Annotated in this window: 13 protein-coding genes and 10 pseudogenes; 16 read left to right on the forward strand and 7 right to left on the reverse strand. The window is 34.4% G+C overall.

Features of this window, described 5'->3' with window-relative positions:
* Positions 1-131: 131 nt before the first annotated feature.
* Entirely contained in the window at positions 132-728 is a 597-nt protein-coding gene (locus ABLV90_RS01120) for a YdeI/OmpD-associated family protein (RefSeq protein WP_427706462.1), read from the reverse strand.
* A gap of 189 nt (positions 729-917) precedes the next feature.
* On the opposite strand from ABLV90_RS01120, the pseudogene ABLV90_RS01125 reads away from it, so the two are divergent.
* Positions 918-2,292 (forward strand): annotated as a pseudogene (locus tag ABLV90_RS01125) (APC family permease).
* Between the two features lie 192 nt (positions 2,293-2,484).
* Here the strand turns inward: ABLV90_RS01125 and ABLV90_RS01130 are convergent.
* From ABLV90_RS01130 to ABLV90_RS01145, 4 genes and pseudogenes are all read right to left on the reverse strand, one after another.
* Positions 2,485-3,657, reverse strand: a complete 1,173-nt coding sequence (locus ABLV90_RS01130) for an MFS transporter (protein WP_460871973.1) — start codon at positions 3,655-3,657, stop codon at positions 2,485-2,487.
* Between the two features lie 235 nt (positions 3,658-3,892).
* Positions 3,893-4,666, reverse strand: a complete 774-nt coding sequence (locus ABLV90_RS01135; protein ID WP_460871974.1) for an ABC transporter permease — start codon at positions 4,664-4,666, stop codon at positions 3,893-3,895.
* Positions 4,666-5,317: pseudogene (locus tag ABLV90_RS01140) on the reverse strand (ATP-binding cassette domain-containing protein). Before ABLV90_RS01140 ends, ABLV90_RS01135 begins: the two are co-directional and overlap by 1 nt.
* 142 nt (positions 5,318-5,459) lie before the next feature.
* On the reverse strand, positions 5,460-6,242 hold the full coding sequence (locus ABLV90_RS01145) for a CPBP family intramembrane glutamic endopeptidase (protein WP_427708040.1): 783 nt from the start codon (positions 6,240-6,242) through the stop codon (positions 5,460-5,462).
* A 190-nt stretch (positions 6,243-6,432) separates the two neighbouring features.
* Here ABLV90_RS01145 and ABLV90_RS01150 point away from each other — a divergent pair.
* A pseudogene (locus ABLV90_RS01150) lies at positions 6,433-8,019 on the forward strand (FMN-binding glutamate synthase family protein).
* Positions 8,020-8,082: 63 nt separating this feature from the next.
* On the opposite strand, the gene ABLV90_RS01155 reads toward ABLV90_RS01150, so the two are convergent.
* A complete protein-coding gene (locus tag ABLV90_RS01155; RefSeq protein ID WP_427706452.1) occupies positions 8,083-8,601 on the reverse strand; it encodes a thioredoxin domain-containing protein in 519 nt (172 codons plus the stop codon).
* A 210-nt stretch (positions 8,602-8,811) separates the two neighbouring features.
* On the opposite strand from ABLV90_RS01155, the pseudogene ABLV90_RS01160 reads away from it, so the two are divergent.
* The 4 genes and pseudogenes from ABLV90_RS01160 to ABLV90_RS01175 all read left to right on the forward strand — a co-directional run bounded on the left by ABLV90_RS01160 (position 8,812) and on the right by ABLV90_RS01175 (position 15,691).
* Positions 8,812-9,889: pseudogene (locus ABLV90_RS01160) on the forward strand (M42 family metallopeptidase).
* A 279-nt stretch (positions 9,890-10,168) separates the two neighbouring features.
* Positions 10,169-11,709: pseudogene (locus ABLV90_RS01165) on the forward strand (AbgT family transporter).
* Positions 11,710-11,927: 218 nt separating this feature from the next.
* On the forward strand, positions 11,928-13,457 hold the full coding sequence (gene ppx, locus ABLV90_RS01170; protein ID WP_069817045.1) for an exopolyphosphatase: 1,530 nt from the start codon (positions 11,928-11,930) through the stop codon (positions 13,455-13,457).
* Between the two features lie 67 nt (positions 13,458-13,524).
* Positions 13,525-15,691 (forward strand): annotated as a pseudogene (locus ABLV90_RS01175) (RNA degradosome polyphosphate kinase).
* A 101-nt stretch (positions 15,692-15,792) separates the two neighbouring features.
* On the opposite strand, the gene ABLV90_RS01180 reads toward ABLV90_RS01175, so the two are convergent.
* A complete protein-coding gene (locus tag ABLV90_RS01180; protein WP_460871975.1) occupies positions 15,793-16,656 on the reverse strand; it encodes a hypothetical protein in 864 nt (287 codons plus the stop codon).
* Positions 16,657-16,808: 152 nt separating this feature from the next.
* Between ABLV90_RS01180 and ABLV90_RS01185 the strand changes: the two are divergent.
* The 10 genes and pseudogenes from ABLV90_RS01185 to hisIE all read left to right on the forward strand — a co-directional run bounded on the left by ABLV90_RS01185 (position 16,809) and on the right by hisIE (position 25,281).
* Positions 16,809-18,111, forward strand: a pseudogene (locus ABLV90_RS01185) (D-serine ammonia-lyase).
* A 255-nt stretch (positions 18,112-18,366) separates the two neighbouring features.
* Positions 18,367-19,182: an ATP phosphoribosyltransferase regulatory subunit gene (locus ABLV90_RS01190; protein ID WP_069817053.1), complete on the forward strand. Its 816-nt coding sequence runs from the start codon at positions 18,367-18,369 to the stop codon at positions 19,180-19,182.
* Positions 19,183-19,201: 19 nt separating this feature from the next.
* Positions 19,202-19,819 carry an ATP phosphoribosyltransferase gene (hisG, locus tag ABLV90_RS01195; protein ID WP_069817054.1) on the forward strand — a complete coding sequence of 206 codons (618 nt, stop codon included), beginning with the start codon at positions 19,202-19,204 and terminating at the stop codon, positions 19,817-19,819.
* Entirely contained in the window at positions 19,809-21,071 is a 1,263-nt protein-coding gene (hisD, locus tag ABLV90_RS01200) for a histidinol dehydrogenase (RefSeq protein WP_460872849.1), read from the forward strand. Before hisG ends, hisD begins: the two co-directional genes overlap by 11 nt.
* Positions 21,064-22,069: pseudogene (locus tag ABLV90_RS01205) on the forward strand (pyridoxal phosphate-dependent aminotransferase). Before hisD ends, ABLV90_RS01205 begins: the two are co-directional and overlap by 8 nt.
* Positions 22,047-22,625 carry an imidazoleglycerol-phosphate dehydratase HisB gene (gene hisB / locus ABLV90_RS01210; protein WP_069817060.1) on the forward strand — a complete coding sequence of 193 codons (579 nt, stop codon included), beginning with the start codon at positions 22,047-22,049 and terminating at the stop codon, positions 22,623-22,625. Before ABLV90_RS01205 ends, hisB begins: the two are co-directional and overlap by 23 nt.
* Complete coding sequence (gene hisH / locus ABLV90_RS01215; RefSeq protein ID WP_427706442.1) at positions 22,622-23,197, forward strand: imidazole glycerol phosphate synthase subunit HisH; 576 nt, start codon at positions 22,622-22,624, stop codon at positions 23,195-23,197. The genes hisB and hisH overlap by 4 nt, the downstream gene beginning before the upstream one ends.
* Positions 23,194-23,899 (forward strand): annotated as a pseudogene (gene hisA / locus ABLV90_RS01220) (1-(5-phosphoribosyl)-5-((5-phosphoribosylamino)methylideneamino)imidazole-4-carboxamide isomerase). The gene hisH and the pseudogene hisA overlap by 4 nt, the downstream one beginning before the upstream one ends.
* A complete protein-coding gene (gene hisF / locus ABLV90_RS01225) occupies positions 23,896-24,654 on the forward strand; it encodes an imidazole glycerol phosphate synthase subunit HisF (RefSeq protein WP_427706440.1) in 759 nt (252 codons plus the stop codon). The pseudogene hisA and the gene hisF overlap by 4 nt, the downstream one beginning before the upstream one ends.
* Positions 24,651-25,281, forward strand: a pseudogene (gene hisIE / locus ABLV90_RS01230) (bifunctional phosphoribosyl-AMP cyclohydrolase/phosphoribosyl-ATP diphosphatase HisIE). The gene hisF and the pseudogene hisIE overlap by 4 nt, the downstream one beginning before the upstream one ends.
* Positions 25,282-25,324 lie beyond the last annotated feature (43 nt).

The raw sequence follows: 25,324 nt of genomic DNA on the forward strand, positions 1-25,324 counted from the left end.
CATGTTTTATTTTATTTGAAATAAATATGAATACCTCTTAAAAATCATTCTACACTTTTTTCAGTTTACTTAAATTAAGTTGCTACTTTGTAAACTTACTTCGTTCTTTTAATATCAAGTTCAAGTCTATATTATTTATCATCTATACCCTTACCCTCTAAAATATGATCCACATATTTTTCAACGCGTTTTTCACGTGTTGTCGCTCTTTTAGCTTGTCCTATATGGAACATGTATTGTCTTTGTCTACCAGGTGTTAAATTATAAAATGCTTCTTCAAGTTCAGCGCTGTCATTTAATTTTATTTGTAGTTCTTCCGGCATTTCATAATCTGCTGTTTTTTTCATTGGCACTTGCTTATCTGATTTTTCAATTCTTATTGCTTCTTCAACATACCATTTAATTTCATCTCTTCGTTTTTCAATTTCGTCTAGACTTTCAAAGCGCAACTGTCTTGCGGCTTGGACATTTTTCGTTTGTTGGATAAGTGATTGGTATGGGTCTTCCATGATAGATCCTTTTTCAAAAAGTAACGCGCAATAATGTTTAAAATCTTGAATAATCACAACATTTTTATTGTCTAACGTGTAACAAGGATGCATCCATTTGTAATCTTCTACTAATTCAGTTTCTCTAATAATTTCACGCATTATTTTAAATTCATCTTGCCATTGTTTTAATCTATCAATAAATGCATTTACTTTAATATGATCGTGTTCATTAGTCATAAAAATTGCACCTCTTTTTTAATTAATTTATTTATCTTTATTCTACTATGAAATGATTAATTTTATCTATATTTAATCTTTTTAACATTTATACCAAGTTTTCCGATTGATGTACTATGAATTAAATGTTTGTTATGTTATGATTTTTTTATTATTTAGACTATTACATAGAATTTAGAGGTGATTTTAATGCAACAAGCAACAAATTTAAAAAAAGTACTAGGCTTAACTGACGTCCTGGGTATAGCTATCGGGCAAATCATAGGTGCTTGGTGTCATGTCACTGACTGGAATTGGTATACAGATGACTGGTAGCGGCATAACACCTGCATTTATTTTATCTGCCCTCATCACCTTACTTACGATGCTCCCAATCGCAATATTAGGTTCGACATTACCTACTACTGGCGGAATGTATCAATACACTAGTCGTTTATTGTCTCCAAAGACAGGCATTTTTTGGTTACTATTATTTATCTTTTTGCAGATTACGTTGTCATTATATGCATTGTCATTCGCACAATATTTAGAAGGTCTTTTCCCTGGAGTACCGGTTAGGGCTGTCGCCTTCTCATTATTAACTATTTTATTTATCGTAAATATCGTTGGTATTAAATCTGCCTCTATTATTGGAAATATCATGGTAGTCACTTTAATAGTGGCTTTGTCTTGCTTTATCATATTTGGTGTTCCACATGTTAACTTTGGTGTATTTAATACGAAATCTATGCTCCCAGATGGTTTCACCGGCTTCTTTACTGCTGTAGGCCTTGTTTCTTTTGCGACAGGAGGTGCTCAAGTGGTTGCTGAACTTGGTGGAGAAATGAAAAACCCTAAAAGGGACATTCCAATTGTTATTATTGTTGCTACTATATTTGTCGGATTATTATACGCATTTATTGCCTCAATTGCAGTAGGTGTATTACCTATTCCAGAAGTAGCAGGTAGACCTTTAACGAGTGTCGCAAAAGAAGTATTACCAACCCCGGCATTTATCTTCTTCATGGTGGGTGGCGCAATGTTTGCTTTAGCAACAACACTTAATTCGACTTTTACTTGGGTAACAAAAAGTTTATTAGTGGCAATTCATGATGGTTATTTACCTAAATATTTAGGTAAAGTAAACAAACGTTTTGGTACACCTCATTGGCTATTACTTATCTTTTACATTATTGGTGCATTGCCTATTATTACAGGTATGTCTTTAGATGTTGTTGCACAACTTGGTACAGGCATCTCTCTCATCGTATTTGCATTTCCAGCCTTAGCTGTGACACAATTACCCAAAAAATATCCCGAAGCATATAAACAGTCCCCATTTAAAGTCCCTTATCCTATTCTGGTGACAATAGCTATATGTGCAATTATAGTCTTGCTATGCCAATCTTATTTGCTCATTTCAGATTTAAAATTAGGTTATATCATAGGTACCTTTATATATATTATTATCTCAGCTTTTATTGCTCATTTCTCAAATAAAAAAGCGCATTTAAACATTAGTGAAATACAACTAAATTCTAAGCATTCCCCCGAAAAACAAATCAACGTTTCTAATAATCTATAACTTAATAAAAATGAGGACGGACACATGACATCAATTTTTCAATCGACATGTGTCCGTCCTCATTACTATTTGACTTCCCAAAATTCTGTTTTCTACTTAAAATTAAATCTTAATTTACTTATAACTAAAGCTTCTTTATCACTAATTTTTGTGAGCTAATCAACAATTTTTGATGCTCTGAATTAATGTTACCTATGCTTTATTATATTTTGCTACGTTTTTTAAACTTATAACCAATATGAGTGCTAGTAAAGCAATGGCACCACTAAAGTAAGTTACAGCTAAAACATCTATTTTCGAAACAACCAAGCCACCGATGATACCACCGATACCAATACCAGCATTTAAGCTCGACATATTCCAACTCATAACTTGACTCGTATCACCGTCAACGTGTTCGATGATACCGCTTTGAACTGCCGGATTTGTACTCCATTGCATGATGTTCCAAATGAAGATGACCATTAATAGCAAGCCAGTACCTGGTAAGAAAACATTCAAGATTAACATCATAAGAATAAATATTGAAGTTGCAATCGTTAACCGACGCTTACTTGTTAATTTATCTGATAGTACTCCGCCCATCGAAGTTCCTATCACACCTGCTATACCATTGATTAATAATGCTATAGAGACAAATGATAAATCATGACCACTAGACAACATTAACGGATTAATGTAGATAAATGTAACGGAATTCGCTACTAATAATAGGAATGTAATCCCTAAATATTTTGTAATTTCTGCAGGTCTTAAGATTTTAGAATAACTGCCGCCACGTTTTTGACTACTTGTACTTGTTGTAGAAGCTTTAAACTCTGGATCAGGTACATAAAAGTACATAAGAATACCAACAAGTATACTTACAGCCACTATAAATAGAAATGTAAATCTCCAACCAACTAAGTCACCAATAATTGTTCCAATCGGCACACCGAATACGTTAGCACCACTAAAACCCGAATAAACGATACCTATCATTTTCCCACGATGTTGAGGTGCCGTTAATAAAGCAGTTAATGCTAGTATCTTCACTACAATTAAAGCTGCAGTCGCTGAAGATAAAATACGTCCAAATACTAAAATAGTAAAATCAGGTGCAACTGCAATAATTACGTTTCCTAACATAAACATTACTAATGCCCATAATAAAACTGGTCTTGGTGAAAAACGATTTGTGACTTTAACCAAGATTGGTCCTGCAATAGCAAAGGTAATTGCATATAAAGTTACTAACTGACCAATAATTGCTTCAGAAACACCTAAATCATTACTCATTAAATTCATAATCCCAGCAACCATCATTTCAACCATACCTACGATAAATATACTTAAAATAAAGGTTGTAATTCGCATAGCTGACATACGTTTCACTCCTTTCTTTCATTTCGTTGCAATTTTTACATAACCACTATATTATAAACCATTCGTCAACAGGTTTGAATACATTTACTTAGTTCAATCTCTGACTTATAAATATCATTTAACAATTCACAAATTACTGCAATATTCATTAATTAGCTCATAAAGTTAAAAGCAACAATGAATAAAGGGAGCATCCTATTTTAGATGCTCCCTGACTGAATTTCTTCTATAAAAATTAGCGTTGTTTCGCGTGTAAGTGACGTCCTATCAGTTGATTGCGATGGTTAAAGAATTGTTTGTAACTTAAGTATGTAGCAATTAGTGCTGACATGATTGTTGCTGTTGTATGAATAAACACGACCATCAATTGAAATTTCACAGCTTCTAATGGATCAACACCACCAATAATTAACCCTGTCATCATACCAGGTATAGATACAATCCCATATGTTTTAACTGAATCTATTGTTGGTACAATTGCTGTCTTTACACTTTCTCGTATTGTCGTTTTAGAAGAGAGTTTCGGTGTAGCACCTAACGCTAATTTAGCTTCAATCCTACTCATCTCTTTAACAAATTCTCTATCTAAATTCTGATAGGCTAAATTAATAGCAATCAGACCATTACTCCCAAGCATACCTGCAATCGGAATGACTTCATTAGGCTTGAACTGAATAGCACCTGTGATAATGACGCCTGCTAATGGTAATGCAACACCAATAAATATTGTCGCAAAAGATATCCAAAACACATGATGCATCACTGGCGATGCTCTACTGATTGTATTCCAAGAAGCATTAATAATAATAATTAGTACAAATAATAGGAGCAACCATTTTTGGTTTACATCAAAGATAAAATGCAAAAGATATCCTAAAATAACAAGTTGAACGACAGCCCGTGTTGTTGCTACGAGTAAATCTTTAATAATATGTAATTTTTCTTTATAAGATACAATCATAGGAAAGATTAGGAGTAACCCTGTTAACACTAAAGCTGTTGTGCTCATTATAAATCCTCCTGTTTGTCTATTTTGCCATCAACAATTCGGATTCTTTTTTGAAAATGTTTAATACTCTGATTCGTACTATGAGTAATCCATAAAATCGCAACACCTTCAGCGGCAAACTTGAAAATGAGGTCTTCTACTTTCTCACTATTTTGCGTATCCAATGCACTTGTAGCTTCATCTAACAATAGTATTTGAGGTTTATACATTAATTGTCTAGCAATTGTAATACGCTGTCTTTCTCCACACTGATAGATGCTCTACACTTGTATTAAAATTATAGTGACCTAAGCCAACAGCTTTTAATAACTTCTTAGCTCTTTTACGGTCAAATTTGTCCTCTCGAACTACAGCAGGAAACGCCATGTTATCACCAATTGTAAGATCAAATAAATCACTTTCTTGTAATAAATAACTAATGTCCATACGTAATGACTCAGGTTTAATTTGTTCATAAGCTTTGCCGTTAAAATATATTTCACCATGCGTTGGGCTAATTAAATTATTAAGCAATCGTAACAATGTACTTTTACCGCTTCCAGAAGGCCCTATAATAGCAATTGTATCTCCCTTTTCTATCTTCAAATTGATATTATCGATGATGTATCTATTGTCTATTTTGTAAGAAACATTTTTAACTTCTAACATCATCTGTCCTCCTTAAAATATGAATCATTTGATATTACTTATTCCCTAAATCTATTATTTTAATAGTCTTTTCTCACAATGAGTTTGGTTAAGGCGTTCACCTAATAATTAATATGTCGCTCATCAAATTTCATTTACTTATTTTTTATTTCATAAAAACAATAGCTATGAATGAAATTAAATTATTTACAGCATGTAACGTTATAGCCAGCGCTAAATTCATACCACTCTTTAAATAAACAAAAGCAATCCCCATCGCGATAATAATATAGGACCCTATCTCAAATGGAGATGTAGCACCAATCACATGAACACCTGCAAAAAGTATAATTGACAGGACTGTGGCAAAACCATATGTAATTTTTTTGCCTAGTTCATGGATGATTAAATGCCTAAATAATAGTTCTTCAATAATAGGCGTTAAAATCACAATATCAATAAACAAAAATGGTAACATCCTGTTATCAGAGAACATTTCTTCTAAGAACATTTGATTTTGTGTTTCATTATATTGTAATGACTTAGGCAAAAATTCCATTAACCAAGCGTATGTTGAATTTAAAATTAAAATTAATAGATATGCACCAATAATCATCAATAGATATCGAGGCACTTTTTTAAATCTATTCATTGCAATTGATATCATTCTATTTTTTCTATGCATTGCATAAAAGCTATATAGAATAATTATTTCTGCAATGACTGCGCCCATGATTAATATATTTTCATCAGTAACAAATGATTCATTTTTTATATCAATAATAGAATATATTCCATATATTAAAACAAAGAAAATAATAGGAACTATATTACTCGCAACAATATATATAGGAAATAGCCAAAAATCTTTTTTTACAATCTTGTCCTTGTTCCATATATTTTTTTCATTGTGTGTTTTTTTGATCTCTTGAGTTGACTGTTGAGCCATATGACACCTTCCTTATCATTGTATACAACGAATATACCATGATTTAAATTACTTATATACATTTTATAATATATTTATTCGGTATCTATCCTCAACACTAGTATATTGGCCAGCCTAACTTTATAGTAGTTATCATATTGTAAAAAGCGCATTTTGTTGTAGTATATATATAAATGGGGAGGGATGTTACATGACGATTTTGACAATATTACAATTCATCGTAAATATCATCTTAGTGCTAATTTTATTAAGTGTACTAATTGTTGGGGGATTTTTACTATTTAAAGATAAGCACCAAAAGCAACATAGTGTATTACGTAATTACCCATTACTTGCACGTGTTCGTTATTTTGGAGAAAAAATTGGTCCTGAACTCCGTCAATATTTATTCTTAGCGGATACGAAAGGTAAACCATTTTCCAGAAATGATTTTACTAACATCGTATTAGGCGGAAAATATAATTCTAGAATGACGAGTTTTGGTACGCAAGAAGATTACGAAGATGGGTTTTATTTACAAAATACAATGTTTCCTTTACAAACATCAGAATTACACATTGATCAGTCACCTATGATTTCTTCTTTTATCTATGAAATCGATAATGAACGTCTGTTCAATCGTGATGAACATAAAATTCAAGCTGAACTTAATCCTTACTATATATCAGAAGAAAACCGCATCACTTTAGGTGCAGAACTTAAGCATCCATTCAAACCTAAGCGCTTAGTTGGCCAATCTGGTATGAGTTATGGTGCATTAGGTAGTAATGCAATCACTGCACTGTCTAAAGGACTTGGTCAAGCGGTACTTGGATGAATACCGGCGAAGGTGGCTTATCAGAGCACCATCTTTCTGGAGACGTAGATCTCATCTTTCAAATTGGACCAGGATTATTCGGCGTACGTGATAAAACAGGCGTATTTGATATAGATGCTTTTCTTGAGTTAGCACATAGAGATAAGATTAGAGCTTTTGAAATAAAACTCGCTCAAGGTGCCAAAACGCGTGGTGGTCATATGCAAGGTAATAAAGTAACAGAAGAAATTGCAAATATACGTATGGTTGAACCATGGAAAACCATTAATTCACCTAACCGCTTCGATAACATTGATAGTCCAAAAGCTTTACTTAATTGGGTGACTCAGCTCAAGCAACAAGCTCAAAAACCAGTTGGCTTTAAAATTGTTGTAAGCAAAGTTTCAGAAGTAGAAAAACTTGTACAAACTATGGTTGAGACAAATCAATATCCTAGCTTCATAACTGTTGACGGCGGTGAAGGCGGCACTGGTGCAACTTTCCAAGAATTGCAAGATGGTGTTGGTTTACCTTTATTTACGGCTTTGCCTATTGTAACTTCATTGCTTGAAAAGCATGGCATTCGTGATCGTGTTAAAATCTTCGCATCCGGAAAGCTTATCACACCGGATAAAATCGCAATCGCTTTAGGACTTGGCGCAGACTTAGTGAACGTGGCACGTGGCATGATGATTAGTGTCGGCTGTATAATGAGTCAACAATGTCATATGAATACTTGTCCAGTAGGTGTAGCTACTACGGATCCTAAACTTGAAAGAGGACTGATTATCGATGAGAAAAAATATCGTGTCACTAATTTTGTAACAAGCTTACATGAAGGGTTATTTAATATAGTCTGCTGCGGTTGGTGTTGAATCACCTACTCAAATATCCAAAGACCATCTTATTATTAAAAATAAAGATGGCGGAATCCAATCTATACGAGACTATAAATTGAAGCTGATTGATCAACATCGATGACATAAAGAGAGCTCTATTACTTAAAAGCAATTAAACTGCTTTTCAAAGTAATAGAGCTTTTTTCTAATGACTTGCTTCATTTATTTGTTGCGTTAGTTTTGTTTCTATTGTACTTTGCGCATCTTCTAATGGATTGAACTCAAATTTCTTATCATTTATGAATACTGTTGGTATGCCTTTGATTCCACGACTAAATGCTTCTTCAGTAATCGCTAAAGCGCGTTCATCAGCTTCTTTCTGAGGTGATAAGTTAAACTCTTGCTGCATTTTTTCTTCTATAGTAGCAAAATCAACTGACCATTCTTTTTGAGTGTCATACAATTTACGTATAATTTCTAGTGTTTCATCAGTATTTTGATAATCTAAATGAATATTTGCAACCGTACCTTTTAATAATCCTTGCTTCGTTTTATCAAAATGCTTAATTACATGTTGTACTTTCCCCTGCTCTATCAGTGGTTTTAATGATTGATCTGCGGCTTTAAAATAATTTTTACAATATGGGCAAGCCAAATTTATAAATGATTCCACTTTAACAGGTGCATTTGATGAACCTAATGTAAGATGTTGAACTTCTGTCATATAAAATCCCTCCACTTTGTCTATATTTATATTGAAACATGCTTATTCTTTTTATGCACACTTTTAGTCTGAGTGATTTAGTAGGGATTTTTATTTTTCAAATAAACTAACGGCTTTTCTCACTGCTTAATCCCCCCTTACAGTCAAAATGCTATGTAATCGCATACTTCATGTTAAAATAAAGTTATCAATTTTAATGGGAGGCATTATATGAACAATTCAGTGAAGTTATTAAAATCTCTAACAGATGTTGATGGTATTGCGGGCCACGAAATGGCAGTTAAATCTTTAATGCACGAATATTTAACACAAGTAAGCGATGAAATCATAGAAGACAATCTAGGCGGTGTTTTCGGTAAAAAGACTGCCACTACAAGTAATAAAACATTAATGGTTGTTGGTCACTTAGATGAAATCGGCTTTATGGTGACTAAAATAGATAATGACGGTTTCCTAAAATTCACCCCTATTGGTGGTCGGTGGAACCAAGTCATGCTCTCTCAAAAAGTAACGGTAACTACAGATGACGGTAGAAAAATCAGAGGTATTATCGGTTCAAAACCGCCACATGTATTATCACCGGAAGAACGCAAAAAAAACGTTGATATGAAAGAAATGTTTATTGATATTGGAGTTAAAAGTAAAAAAGAAGCACAACAATTCGGTATTGAATTAGGTAATATGGTCACACCCTATAGTGAATTCGAAGCATTAGCGAATAATAAATATTTAACTGCAAAAGCTTTTGATAACCGTTACGGCTGTGCACTTGCAGTAGATGTATTACAAAACCTTAAGAACGAGACGATTGACATCAATCTTGTCTCAGGTGCCAATGTTCAAGAAGAAGTTGGTCTTCGTGGTGCTAAAGTAGCTGCCAACAAGATTAAACCTGACTTAGCTATAGCTGTAGACGTTGCTGTCGCATATGATACACCTGGAATGTCTGGTCAAGTAAGTGATACAGCAATTGGTAATGGTCCTGTTGTTATTTTAATGGATGGATCTAATATTGGTCATGTTGGTTTTATGAAACATATTAAAGCAGTGGCTAAAAAACATAATATTACGATTCAATTAGACACTACTGCTCGGCGGCGGCACAGACGCAGGAAGTATTCATGTAGCGAATGAAGGGATACCAACTGTCGCTATTGGCGTCGCATTACGTTACATGCATTCCAATGTTTCTGTGTTACACACGGATGATTACAAAAATTCAGTAGCCTTAGTTACAGAAATTATTAAATCTCTTAATGACGATGTGGTTGATCAAATCATTTGGTAAGCTACGAGTTAACTGAGACACAGTATTCAAATATAACTTTACAACAAACATAGTGTGAATTTATATAAGCTATACGGGAGCGGGACAGAAATCAAAAGTTGATTTTCTATCCCCTCTCTTTTTTTATACTTTTCAAATGAAATTTTTAAATAAATACACGAACGTTCATATATGAAATATATATTTAAAATTTGAAAATTATAAAGTTTTCAGAATATTTATTCTATTTTTATTCTTAATTTGTTATACTACCGATAACTTATTAGGGAGGTCGTTATGATGGTTTCGAATACTAAAGATAAGCCAACGCTAATAAATAGATTTTTGAATATTGTAGAAAAAGTTGGAAACAGATTACCTGACCCTAGCATTTTATTTTTCTTAATGTGTGTAGGACTCGCAATACTTACTTGGGTTGTATCATTGTTTCAGATTTCCGTAAAACATCCGGGCACAGGCGATACCATCGCAATCAAAAGTATTTTAAGTAAAGATGGACTATCGATGATTCTGAATGACGCCATAAAAAACTTTTCAGAATTTCCGGCATTAGGTCTTGTCCTTGCAGTCATGCTTGGTATTGGCGTAGCAGAAAAAACAGGTTACTTCGATAAATTAATGATTCAAGTCGTACATAAGGCACCTAAGCATTTCATTGTGCCGGTCATTATTATTATAGGTATTTTAGGCAATGCTCGCTGGTGATGCGGCGCCGATTGTGTTACCCCCATTAGCAGCTATGGTCTTTATTAAATTGGGCTACCACCCTATTGCAGGTTTAGCAATGGCTTACGCATCTGCACTTGGCGGATTCTCTGCAAATGTCATGATTGGTATGTCAGACGCATTGCTTTATGCATTTACAAAACCAGCTACAAGTATTGTTTCTGATAGTGTGCATGTCAACGTAGCAATGAACTGGTACTTTATTGCAGCAAGTGTGCTCGTCTTATTGCCTTCCGTATATTGGGTTACTATGCGTTTTGTCATTCCTAGATTAGGTAAATTTGATGATTCTAATTCAGCTATTCAAGCAGATGATTCTAATTCAAAACTCACACCCCAAGAAAACCGTGCCGTCTTTTGGGCTAATATCAGCTTTTTTGTATTAATTATATTGCTTATCATTTTAGCTATACCGCAACAAAGTTTTCTGAGGAATGCTAACACAGGTAGTTTACTGAATGATGCACCTATCATTAACGGCGTCGGCCTAATTATTTTAGTATTATTTTTAGTTCCTGGTTTAGTTTATGGCATTATGGTAAAAGAATTTAAAAGTTCTAAAGACTTAGGAAAAATGTTAGCTGATTCAATGTCATCTATGGGTTCCTTTATTGTCATTGTGTTTTTTGCAGCTCAGTTACTTGCCTTTTTAGAGTGGAGTAACCTAGGCATTATCGTTGCCGTTAAAGGTGCTTCAATACTTCAAGGTCAGAACGGCGTTGTGCTTATCCTAGGTATTATCTTATTAAGTGCACTGATTAATTTATTGATTGGTAGTGCATCTGCCAAATGGGGTATTTTAGCACCTATTTTCATACCGATGCTTATCATTGTAGGTTTCCATCCGAGCATTGACTCAAATGCTGTATAGAATTGGTGATTCCATTAGTAACCCAATTACACCTATGATGCCCTACTTGCCATTGCTATTATCTTATGCACAAAAATATGATAATGATATGAAATTAGGTTCTTTATTATCTAGTCTAATGCCCTATACAATTATATTAAGTATCGTGTGGCCATTATTCATGATTGCTTGGTATTTATTAGGTTGGCCGCTTGGCCCAGGTGGCCCTTTACATGTAAAATAAGTTATTAAAATAGAGACAGACACGTAGGAATCATTTCCGTGTCTGTCTCTTTACTTTCAACCACACTAATCTCTGAAACAACCAAAGTGTAGTTATACTTTTATTAAGTAATATTAAGATTATAGATCACATTTTTTTATAAATGTTGTAATATATAAGTAAGAAAAGGGTAAATACAGTACAAGTAAATTAAAATAACCTCATTTACTTAGGAGGAAATTATGGAACGTATAGGATTAATAGATATTGGTTCAAATACCATTCGACTCGTTATTTTTGAATTTGATCATAAAACAGGATTAAATGAAATATTAAATATCAAAACACCGGCAAGATTAAGCCAATATTTAACTGAAGATTTGGCCATGAATGATGACGGTATTGAAGTATTAACTAAAGCATTGCGCAGTTTTAAAAAGGTTGCTGACAAGTTTAATATAGATGAATTACATCCGGTAGCAACTGCGGCTATTAGACAATCTATCAACCAAGATCAGATTATAGAACATATTAAGAAAACACTTAACATCAACATTAAAATTATTTCAGAACAAGAAGAAGCATTTTATGGTTTCTACGCTATTACACATACTACTGACGTTAATGACGGCGTATCTATCGATATCGGTGGTGGCTCTACAGAAGTTACACTTTTTAAAGATAAAAAACTAATAGATTCGCATAGTTTTCCATTTGGTGTCGTTACTTTGTCCCATCGATTCTTTGAGGGTAAAGACCATAATGATAAATCAGCAATCAAAAATATGGAAAAGTTTTTAGTTAAACAATTTGAGCAACTTTCTTGGTTAAAAAATCAAGAAGTTACTTTAGTTGGTATTGGGGGTTCTGCACGTAATGTCGCGCGCATTCATCAATCTGAACACTCATATCCTATCGGCGGGGTTCACAACTATGCAATGACTGAAGCGCATATTGATGAAGTCTACTCAATCATTAAAAAAAGTTCATATGATGATTTAAAAGATATAGATGGTCTAAGTAGAGATCGTGTAGACATTATTCTACCCGCAGTAGCTGTCTTCAAGTCATTATTTAATAGAATTAACGCGAAGCAATTCACTTTTTCTCGAAAAGGACTGCGTGAAGGTTATGCGATGAAATTAATTTCTGAACGTCATCCTGAAGAATTTAGAAAAGAGAATATTCGTAAAGACGCGTTATACCATTTAGCTAATGAATATCGTATTGAGGAAACAAGTGCAAAACAACGTGTGAAGTTAGCACAAACATTATTAGAACAATTAATAGGCTTTAAAAAATTAGAGGTCACTCAAAAAGAAAACGAACTATTTGCCGAGGGTTCTTTTTTGTATTACTTAGGGAGATTTATTGATGCTGATTCAAGCTCACCGCACACTTATTATATTATCGCGAATTCAATGATTGATGGTTTTCCACACGAAGATCGAGTGAAACTCGCTTTACTTGCTAGTTTTAAAAATAAGTCGTTATTAAAATTCTTTAGTCATGAAACAAAGTGGTTGCGCGGTAAAGAACTAGATAACATCCAATGCTTAGGCGGTATTATCAAGTTTGTTAATGCGCTTAATGTGTCTCATACGAGTTCTGTAGAGCAAGTAGAATTACAACAAAATGATGATGGTTACACCTTATATGTATACTACAACGGTGAGCCTATCGCTGAAGAATATCAATCCTTGAGGCAGAAAAAACATATTGAAAAAATCTTAAAAGATGACCTATCTATCATCTTTACAAAATCTTAAAATTTATATGATAAGTTATACGTAGCAAAATCCAATATTCAGACTACAACGAGGTGTAATTAGAGTTATGCATAGAAATTTGGGAGCAAAAGATTTGAACCTACCACAATACTTTAATAATAGAGAACTCAGTTGGTTAGATTTTAACTATCGCGTATTACAAGAAGCAAGTGATAAAAACAATCCATTGCTTGAACAACTTAATTTTGTTTCGATATTTAGTTCGAATTTAGATGAATTCTTTATGGTACGTGTAGTCGGGTTACAAGACCAAGTCAAAATGGGTTATGACAAACCAGAAAACAAAGCCCAATTAACACCAAAACAACAACTTAATCAAATCAATATCAAAAATAAACAAAATGTTGACTTACAATATAAGCGTTATAACGAATTGGTAGAAGATTTACGCCAACATAAAGTTGAAATTGTTCAACCAGATGAATTACCTGAATCGTTATTATCTCAATTACAATCAGAATTCAAAACGGGCATTTTACCAACGTTAACGCCATTAGGAATAGATGCCTATCATCCATTCCCAAAACTAAATAATAAAAGCCTGAATATCTTTGTTGATATAGATACTGAAGATGCCATTAACTCTGCAATTGTTCAAATACCTTCCTTAATACCAAGGTTTTATTCATTAAATAAAGGCGATACGCAATTCATTATTATGGTTGAAGACATCATTACGCATTTTATCAATGATTTATTTAGTGGATATGAAGTATTAAATACTTTTACGTTTAGAATTACTCGAAATGCTGATTTAACTATACATGAAGACGGTGCGGAAGACCTCCTCATTGAAATTGAAAGGTTTTTAAAGGAGCGTAAACGTGGCACTGCTGTACGTTTAGAAGTAGATGGCCGATTCGCTACACATGAAGACATTGTGTGGATTATGAACCAAGTAGAAGTACATGATGATGAGGTTTATTTCGTAGACGGGCCGTTAGATTTAACGATGCTATCTAATTTAGTTGATCACTTATCTAATAAATTGAAACACTTAAAATACAAAAAGTACGTGCCACAGACACCACAGTCTTTAGGTAATCATAATGTATTTGATTTATCGTTAAAAAAAGATATATTCTTCCATCATCCTTTCGAATCGTTTGAACCTATTGTCGACTTTATACGTGAAGCCGCTGAAGATCCAGACACAATTGCTATTAAACAAACGCTTTATCGTGTAAGTAAAGATTCTCCTATTATTAATAGCTTGAAAACGGCTGCTGAAAATGGGAAACAAGTTACCGTACTTGTTGAGTTAAAAGCACGTTTTGATGAAGAAAATAATGTGCATTGGGCAAGAATGTTAGAAGATGCTCGGCTGTCACGTTATATATGGGATGACCCATTTAAAAACGCATAGTAAAATTGCCCTTGTAGTCAAACGTATCAATAATAAACTCACTTCCTTTATTCATCTAGGAACCGGAAACTATAATGATAAAACGGCTAAATTATATACAGATATGGGCTTAATTACTACCAACGATGCAATTGCTGAAGATGCTCTAAACTTTTTCAATTATCTTAGTGGGTATTCAGTCAAACCTGTTTACAATAAACTCATCGTTGCGCCATTTGATATTAGAGATGTCTTCTTAGCACGCATAGACAATGAAATTCAAACACATCACGAACATGGTAACGGCAATATTATAATGAAGATGAACTCTTTAACAGATAAAGATATTATTCTTAAATTATTTGAAGCCTCTTGCGCCGGCGTAAAAGTTCAACTTATTATTCGTGGTATTTGCTGTCTCAAACCAGGTATTCCGGGTATTAGTGAAAATATAGAAGTCGTGAGTATCGTGGGTCGCTTTTTAGAACATTCACGCATTTACTATTTCCACAATAATGGAGATGAAAAAATCTATCTATCTTCAGCAGATGCCATGACACGTAACATGATTAAACGTGTAGAAATCTTATTTCCTGTTGAAGACAAAGTCATTGCCAAACGTTTATTAGATTATATGAACCTTCAGCTATCTGATAATCAAAAAGGACGTTTTCAAGACGCACATGGACGTTATCATTACATCCAAAATAACTTGTCACCATTGAACTCTCAAGCTTATTTAATGAAGGAAGCGGTGAATTATGGTCAACAACTTCAAGATGAAGTATCGCGACCACAACCTCATGTTGTATCAGCCAATTCACCTCAAGGTTGGTTCTCTAAAATACGTCGCACCTTCAAAAAATAATCCACTACATTAAATATAGCGCTGAATGCTCCGTTTAAAAGTGAGCACCCAAGCGCTATTTATTATGTTTTTTGCCATACAATAGCGCTAGCCATTATATATTAATAGTGCTTCCACACATAATTATAAAGTTTAGACATCACCCACTTGTGTATCGGAGCTTGTGATAATAAATATACTAGCCAAGGCAATGCGGGTTCATAATGGTTCAAACCAATCACACATCTATAACTCGATGCTTGACGTTCTAAATTCGAGCATCCCATTTTTTCTCCTTTTGTACTTACTAGTAAACCGCCTGTTACTTTTAAAATGAAATTGGTTGGTGAGCTGTATGCTTTTTCCATTTTTATTAATGGATATGGAAGAAACTTCAAGCTAATTTCAAAACGTTGCTCTGTTTGCTTAATTCTAATCCATCCTAAACTACATTCTTTTAAATATTGTTCATACATACCAACAAGTTGTATTGCATTGATTTCTTTTGTAAGTAACATATGTTGAAATGAATAGACTTTTTTATATTTATTTTGCATAGGTCTCGAGCATTTACCTATTTTGTTTATAACTTTAGATGCTGACATATCGATTACTTTGACGTTTTGCGAATCAAATAAATTTTTAAAATGATTATTATACTTTTTTTCCACGTTTAATATGTGAATCTTCTTGTCACTATATGAAGGTAAGGTCTGTAATATATTTTCAATAGCCCACACATGCATACTATGCGAATGCCCTTGTAAATATGCATTGGGAAGCGCCGCTTTATTCGTTATATATATAATATGATGCATTTGTTTTAAAGTACGTTGCAATTCATAAGTTTGGAATACATTTGTTGCCATAAAACCACTATTCAAATGCGCAATATTGTTATTTGTATAAACTTCATGATGCTTTTGTAATTTCTTAATTAATTGACTACCTAAATAACAATTCGCACCAAATATAAACACTTTCATTGTTATCGCTCCTATTTACGCTCTAGTTGATAATTGATTTGATATTTTTTAAAACGACGCATCAAATGATATCATTCGTATCATTCGCATTTTAACACACTATTTTTGCTATAATTAATAAATGAAAGATTTCGTATTATAGGAGGATTTTTATGCTTGAATTAAAAAAATTAAAACAAAATTTCCCTTTAATTAATGATATGCAACAATATAAACCTATCTTTTGGGAAAATCCCAAATTTCGTCAAGTTGAAACACTGCCATTTTCAATAGAAGATATGGAGGACGCAAGCATTACGTCTCGAACGATTTAGTAATTATATACGCAAAGTATTTCCTGAAACAGAGAAAGATCATGGGTTAATTGAATCACCATTAAAGCCCATACCCTTTATGCACAACCACCTTTCTCAAACGGAACAATATGGAGCTAACGGGAAGTTATGGCTTAAATGCGATAGCCATCTTGCTATCTCAGGTTCTATCAAAGCTCGAGGTGGTATTTATGAAGTCCTTAAGCTGGCTGAAACGATAGCAATGGAACATGGTGGTCTCAAATGGACAGATGATTATCGTATTCTAGATGAACCACATTATAAAGAATTGTTCAGTAAATATAATGTTTCTGTTGGCTCAACTGGCAACTTAGGTTTAAGTATAGGTATAATGAGTGCCAAACTTGGTTTCAGTGTTACTGTACACATGTCTAGTGATGCCCGTCAATGGAAAAAAGACTTACTACGTGCGCGTGGTGTAGAAGTCGTGGAACATCAATCTGATTACCAATTTGCTGTTGCTGAGGGTAGAAAAAGTGCAGAACATGATGCATCTTGTCACTTTGTTGATGATGAAGGTTCTGCTGATTTATTTTTAGGTTATACTGTAGCCGCATTACGCCTAAGAACACAATTAGAGCGTCAAAATATTCAAGTAGATGCTGACCACCCTCTTTTTGTCTATTTACCGTGTGGCGTTGGTGGCGGACCTGGTGGTGTTGCTTTTGGATTGAAAAAAGTCTTTGGTGAACACGTTTATTGTATTTTTGCCGAACCAACCCATGCACCTTGTATGTTACTTGGCATGATGACGCAATTGCACGATGAAATTTCAGTGACTGATATTGGATTAGACGGACGTACCGATGCCGATGGACTTGCTGTGTCACGCCCTTCCCGCTTAGTCGGTCAAATCATGAATACACTTTTATATGGCACATTTACAGTTGAGGATAAGCAAATGTATCGCTACTTATATATGTTAAGTGAAAAAGAAGATATCTTTATCGAACCATCTGCCGCTTCAGGTTTTGTTGGCATTGCTGAAGCTACAAAACACGCTAAAAACAAAGGGATTCATATAGAAAATGCCAACCACATCGTGTGGGCTACAGGTGGAAACATGGTACCAAAAGAAGAAATGATGAAATACGTCATCTATGGTCAGAGTTTAATTTAAAATAGCTGATCACTATTTAGTTAGATAATTGGAAGCGGGAATATGAAATCAAAGTTCGATTTCATCATATTCCCGCTCCTTTTTAATCATTTTCTCCCATTTTTTAATAAGAAACTTTTAGTTATCTCATTTAAATCAAATATCTATTTTCAGAATATTTATTGAATTTAAAAAATAACTATGTTAAAGTATTCTTTATCAATCCACTTTAGTTCGGTAGAGTGACAAAGTAAAAAGACAAAGGATGGTCATATTATGAATACAACAACACTTATTAATAACAAAGAATTTGAATTAGCGTTTTTAAAACATTTTGAACAAGCTGGATTCAAACTTGTAGATTTCAGTTTTATCGAATCACTGTCGTGGCGAACACTGACTACAGACGATTTACAGCAAATGACTGAGCGCAGTTTCTGGCAACATGACCATCATATCTTTGCATTACGCAATGATTTTACCGATCAATTATTACGTTATTACAGTAATTATCCACCACAATATCAAAGTGTCGCGTACACCGGCCCTATTGTTCGTGATAATGAAGTCTATACTCAGTTAGGTATCGAACATTACAATCCAACCATTACAGATATGCAAAATGACTTCATCACTTTTTATGACTATATCAAAACAACTTTAAATGATGATATTGATTTTGTGATTTTAGGTCATTATCAACTGATAGATTTACTTCTATCTCCTAAAGAACAAACCAAAGAGGTATTGAAACTCATACAGGAACGCAATATTTCAGAACTTACATCTCAATTAGGTATAGCGCACCCGGTAGTTCAATTACTTACTACTAAGACAACAGAACAACTTGATTTATTAAGTCAGTTATTCCCACATGATCATCGTACAATACAAGCATTACTTCGATGGGAACAGTGGTTTAAATCTCAACACATAACTGATATTCACTTAGATATCACCCCACAACCACCGCGTTCTTATTACAAAGGTGCTTTTATGAGATGTCATCTTAAAAATAATAAAGCACAACAACTTACAGGTGGTTTTTACAAAGGTGAGTTAGAAGGCTTTGGACTTGGGTTTATACTTTAATTAAAAAGGAGAGAACATCATGCTTACTGTAGCTTTAGCAAAAGGAAGATTACTAAAAAGTTTCATTGCTTATTTGAATGAAGTAGATGAACAAGAACTTGTACGCGCATTGGAACAGAGAGAGCGTCAGTTACTCATCTCTGTAGGAGAAATCCAATTTGTTTTAGTTAAAGGAAGCGATGTACCTATTTATGTCGAACAGGGCGTTGCGGATGTAGGTATCGTAGGTAGTGACATCCTAGAAGAAGGTAATTACACAATCAATAATTTACTTGATTTGCCTTTTGGTGCTTGCCACTTTGCATTAGCGGCGAAACCCGATACAACAACTTTTACGAAGGTAGCTACATCTTATACTAAAACGGCCAGAAAATATTTTGAAGCCCAAGGATTAGACGTAGAATTAGTAAAACTATCTGGTTCTATCGAGTTAGCATGTTTAGTCGATATGGTTGATGGCATTGTAGATATCGTTCAAACAGGTACAACTTTAAAATCAAATGGGTTAGTTGAAAAAGATACAATTAAAAACATTAATGCTAAATTAATTACAAATAAGCAATCTTATTTTAAAAAATCAACCGAGATAGATGATTTTATACAAACATTGGAGGTGTCTCTCATTGATTATAAATAAAGCTACATTTTTAGAGAACTATTTAAATCAATCCGCATTAAATGAAGCATTATATCCTCTAGTTAAGGATATTTGTGACAATGTAAAACTTCAAGGTGATCAAGCTTTAAAAGCTTATAACCAACAACTTGATCATGTGGAGACATCAGAACTTGAAATTCCTTATGAAACTTTAGAAGCGACTTATAGTCGCATTGACGATGCATTACGTGACGCACTTCAACAAAGTCACTCACGTATCAAAGCTTATCAAACATCTATTAAATCCACGGAACAACAAGGTTCTAATGAATGTTATGAATTGTATCATCCATTAGAACGTGTCGGTGTATACGTGCCCGGTGGTAAAGCAAGCTATCCTTCTACTGTGTTAATGACTGTTACATTAGCTAAAGTAGCTGGTGTTAAAAATATTTTTGTTGTCACACCTCCACAAACTCAAGGATTACCTGATATTGTTTTAGCAGCTTGCTATATTGCAGGTGTCGATAGGGTATTCCAGGTCGGTGGCGCACAAAGCATCGCGGCGCTTGCTTATGGTACAGAAACAATACCTAAAGTAGATAAAATTGTAGGTCCAGGCAATCAGTATGTTGCCTACGCCAAAAAATATCTCTTTGGTCAAGTAGGTATCGATCAAATTGCTGGTCCAAGCGAAATCGCCCTAATTATAGATGAAACGGCTGATTTAGATGCTGTAACTTACGATGTATTTGCTCAAGCAGAACATGATGAACTTGCGAGAACGTTTGTGATTAGTGAAAATAAAGACTTATTACAACAACTCAAACAACGCATTCAACAAACTTTAAGTCAAATTGAACGTCAACCTATCGTTCAAGCAAGCCTAGCAAACAATCATTTTTTAATTTCAGTAGATAATTTTAATGAAGCCTGTGATTTAATGAATCAAATCGCGCCAGAACACGCATCAATTCAAACAGCTTCACCACGTGATTACCTAAATCACGTGCGTTATGTAGGCGCACTATTCTTAGGACATTATTCTCCAGAAGTAATAGGTGATTATGTAGCGGGTCCAAGTCATGTATTACCGACCAATCAAACTGCGAGATTTACCAATGGTTTATCCGTCAATGACTTTTTAACACGTCATTCTGTGATTGATCTATCTGAATCTACTTTTGAGAAAATTGAAGGCTCTGCACGTAAGCTTGCTCATATTGAACAACTTTATAACCATGAACAATCTATAGAAATTAGATCACCAAAGGAGCCACATGATGATTAGAATTAACAAAAATGAAAGTCCACTTCGTCCATTATCCGATTCACAATTGGCAACAATTATTCAAGAAGCACCATTTAATTTCTATCCAGATGACGAATATGAGCGCTTTAAAACAGCTTATGCAAATTATTATAACCTTTCAGCTAAACAAATTATTGCGGGTAATGGTTCTGATGAATTAATTCAAAAGTTAATGCTGATTATGCCAGAAGGTCCAGTACTCACATTGAATCCAGATTTTTTCATGTATCAAGCCTATGCCTATCAAGTCGATCGTCCAATTGAATTTGTGAATGCTGAGCCAGATTTATCATTCGATTTAGAGCATATTTTGCAACGTATAGATGAAGTTCAGCCCGCGTTCTTTATCATGAGTAATCCACACAATCCGTCAGGTAAGCAATATACCCAGACGTTCTTAAAAGCAATTGGGGATAAGATGGAAACATTAGGCGGCTATTTCATCATAGATGAGGCCTATTTAGATTTTGGTAATACTTATCAAATAGAGATGCAGCCGCACATTTTACAAATGCGTACACTTTCAAAAGCCTTTGGCATCGCTGGATTAAGATTAGGCATGCTGATTAGTACGCCCGAAACAATTCAAGAAATTAAAAGGATTGAGCACCCTTATCCATTAAATACAATTACTTTGCATATTGCTTTATATATGTTTGAACATACAGAAATGCTTAACAATTTTATAAATCATCAAAGACAACTTGCTATGAAATTACGCAATATGTTTGATGATTTAGTATCAGATATCATGGTCGTATTTCCTTCCTCGACTAACTTTGTTTTAACAAAGGGAACTGCAAGCACAAAGTTTAGGCGCATTTATTAAAGCGCACGGTTTCCTACCTAGAGTCTATGACGAAAACGAAATGGCTGATTATGTTCGTTATTCTATAGCTACAGATGAACAATTAGATGAATTAATCGCAATCATTAAAAATTGGAGGTCTCAATATGATTTATCAAAAAACACGTAACACCGCCGAAACCCAACTAAGTATTTCTCTCGCAGACGATCAGCGTTCAAGTAAGATTGATACTGGTGTGGGGTTTCTAGATCATATGCTCACCCTCTTTACTTTCCACAGCAAATTATCAATTATAATAGAAGCAAACGGTGATACGGAAGTCGATGATCACCATGTAACCGAAGATATTGGTATTGTGCTTGGTCAATTATTATTAGAATTAGTTAAAGAACGCAAAAGCTTTCAACGCTATGGTGTAAGCTATATTCCTATGGATGAAACACTTGCGCGCTCAGTTGTAGATATCAGTGGTCGTCCATATTTATCATTTAATGCACAATTAAGTAAAGAAAAAGTAGGTACTTTTGATACGGAACTTGTAGATGAATTCTTTCGTGCATTAGTGATTAACGCACGATTAACAACACATATTGATTTATTACGTGGCGGTAATACACACCACGAAATCGAAGGCATATTCAAATCATTCGCCCGTGCACTAAAAGAAGCTTTAGCAAGTAATGATTCAGAAGGCATACCCTCTTCTAAGGGTGTGATTGAATGATTGCTATCATAGACTACGGTCTAGGAAATATTAAAAATGTACAACGTGCGGTGGAACATTTGGGCTATGAAACGATACTGACAGATGAGCAAAATGAAATTGAAGCTTCAGATATGATCATATTACCTGGTGTTGGTCATTTTAAAGATGCCATGCAAGCGATTCAAACACGTGGTTTAGCAACAGTGTTACAGTCAATTACAGATAAACCGATTATAGGCATCTGTCTTGGCATGCAACTCTTATACGATTGGAGTGCAGAAGGAAATGTCGAAGGTTTAAAACTTTTCCCGGGAAATATTGTTCCGATTCAAACACCCTATCCTGTACCACATTTAGGCTGGAATAATTTAATCAGCAACCACCCTCAATTGGCACAAGATGTATACTTCGTACATTCATATCAAGCTGAAATGTCTGAACATGTTGTAGCTTTCGCTGAATACGGTGATCCCATTCCGGCAATTGTTCAATATAAACACTATATCGGCATTCAATTTCATCCAGAAAAAAGTGGAGCCGATGGATTAGCAATACTCAACCAAGCATTGAAAGGCGGTTTCTTATTATGATTAAACTCTGGCCGGCAATTGATTTAATCAATGCTACAAGTGTGCGACTAACTGAAGGTAAATATGATTCAGAAGAAAAAATGCCACGTAGCGCTGAAGAAAGCATCAAATTTTATAACCAGTTTAAGTGTGTTGATCGTATTCACATTGTCGATTTAATCGGCGCAAAACAGCAATCATCTATTGAAAGAAATTATATAAAAGAGTTAAGACAACTTACTGACAAACCAATGGAAGTTGGTGGTGGTATTAGAAGCATCGACACAATAGAAGCATATTTCAATGACGGTATTGATTATTGTATTGTTGGTACGAAAGGGATTCAAGATTTAGCATGGTTAGAACAAATGGCAAATCAGTATCCAAATCGTATATACATTTCTGTTGATGCTTATCGTCGTGATGTAAAAATCAATGGTTGGGAACAAGACGCTCAACTAGACCTATTTGATTTAGTTAACAAAATCGAACACTTTCCACTTGGTGGCATTATTTATACAGACATTTCTAAAGATGGCCGACTTGAAGGACCTAACTTTGAAATAACAGGACAATTAGTCGAAGCATCTGACAAACAAATTGTCGCTTCAGGTGGTATACGAAACCAACAAGACTTAACACAGTTAGAATCACTAGGCGTCTATGCTCGCAATCGTCGGTAAAGCAGCGCACAATGCTGATTTTTGGGAGGGATTATCATGATTAAAAAGAGAATTATCCCCTGTTTAGATGTAAAAGATGGTCGCGTAGTTAAAGGGATTCAATTTAAAGGGTTACGAGATATTGGTAATCCGGTAGACTATGCACTTTATTACAATGACCAAGGTGCAGATGAGCTTGTCTTTTTAGATATTTCTCGAACAGAAGCAGGTCATGATCTTGTACTTGATGTCATTGAGGAAACTGCCGAAAAATTATTTATTCCACTTACGGTTGGCGGCGGGATCGCTACTTTAGATGATATCTCACAATTACTTAATCATGGTGCAGACAAAGTTTCACTGAATTCAAGCGCACTTAACAATCCAGAGTTCATTAAACAAGCGAGTGAAAAATTTGGAAGTCAGTGCATTTGTATCGCTATTGATAGCAATTATGATGACGAACTGAACGACTATTATTGTTATACTCACGGTGGTAAACAACGTACTGATAAGCGTGTATATGATTGGGTCCAAGAAGTAGAAGCATTAGGCGCAGGTGAACTACTCATCACAAGCATGAGACACGATGGTATGAAACAAGGCTTTGATGTGAAACATTTACATGACATTGAACAACTTGTAAATATTCCTGTCATTGCTTCAGGTGGTGGCGGAAAACCAGATCACTTTGTTGATTTATTTAAACAAACAGATGTCTCTGCAGGTCTTGCGGCAAGTATATTACACGATAAAGAAACCACTGTAGATGAAATAAAACAAACGATGGCACAAGGAGGTATTCCCATTAGATGACACAACAACCTGATTTTAGTAAAGGACTCTTACCAGCAATTTTGCAAGATGTTGATACAAAACAAGTGCTCATGCTTGGCTATATGAACGAAGCGAGCATATAACAAAACTTTAGCAGATGGCATTGTTTGTTTCTATTCTCGCTCTAAAGAACGTTTGTGGACCAAAGGCGAATCTTCTGGACACACGCAAGTAGTTAAAAATATTCATTTAGACTGCGATCAAGATACACTACTCATCGATGTTGTGCCAAATGGTCCAACTTGCCATACTGGGAGCCAAAGTTGCTTTAATACCGACGTTCCTTTTAATATCCAACAATTAGAACAAACTGTAACTTCAAGTGCACAATCCAATAAAGAGAACTCATATACACAATATTTGTTAAATGAAGGTCTTGAAAAAATTACCAAAAAATTTGGCGAGGAATCGTTTGAAGTTGTTATTGGCGCGATGAAGTCTGATCGTCATGAAGTGACAAATGAAACTGCAGATTTAATGTATCATCTATTCGTATTATTACATGCTTTAAATATTAAATTTGAAGACGTCGAAGCTGTGTTAGCACAACGTCATCAGACCTCAAATAACTTCAAAGGCGAACGTAATGATATAGACAATTGGTAAAAACAACACTTACTTTACTTCGACGTGAATCCTTTTTAATTTT

This window comes from Staphylococcus sp. 2S1, from assembly GCF_046721335.1.
GTDB classification, from domain to species: Bacteria; Bacillota; Bacilli; order Staphylococcales; family Staphylococcaceae; genus Staphylococcus; species Staphylococcus equorum_A.

Coding starts and splice junctions, on each gene's coding strand:
- ABLV90_RS01155 (WP_427706452.1), bottom strand. CDS start 8,601: ATGACAGAAGTTCAACATCTTACATTAGGTTCATCAAATGCACCTGTT.
- ABLV90_RS01190 (WP_069817053.1), top strand. CDS start 18,367: ATGAATACAACAACACTTATTAATAACAAAGAATTTGAATTAGCGTTT.
- hisG (WP_069817054.1), top strand. CDS start 19,202: ATGCTTACTGTAGCTTTAGCAAAAGGAAGATTACTAAAAAGTTTCATT.
- hisB (WP_069817060.1), top strand. CDS start 22,047: ATGATTTATCAAAAAACACGTAACACCGCCGAAACCCAACTAAGTATT.
- ABLV90_RS01135 (WP_460871974.1), bottom strand. CDS start 4,666: ATGAGCACAACAGCTTTAGTGTTAACAGGGTTACTCCTAATCTTTCCT.
- ABLV90_RS01130 (WP_460871973.1), bottom strand. CDS start 3,657: ATGTCAGCTATGCGAATTACAACCTTTATTTTAAGTATATTTATCGTA.
- ABLV90_RS01120 (WP_427706462.1), bottom strand. CDS start 728: ATGACTAATGAACACGATCATATTAAAGTAAATGCATTTATTGATAGA.
- ABLV90_RS01180 (WP_460871975.1), bottom strand. CDS start 16,656: ATGAAAGTGTTTATATTTGGTGCGAATTGTTATTTAGGTAGTCAATTA.
- hisF (WP_427706440.1), top strand. CDS start 23,896: ATGATTAAAAAGAGAATTATCCCCTGTTTAGATGTAAAAGATGGTCGC.
- hisH (WP_427706442.1), top strand. CDS start 22,622: ATGATTGCTATCATAGACTACGGTCTAGGAAATATTAAAAATGTACAA.
- ABLV90_RS01145 (WP_427708040.1), bottom strand. CDS start 6,242: ATGGCTCAACAGTCAACTCAAGAGATCAAAAAAACACACAATGAAAAA.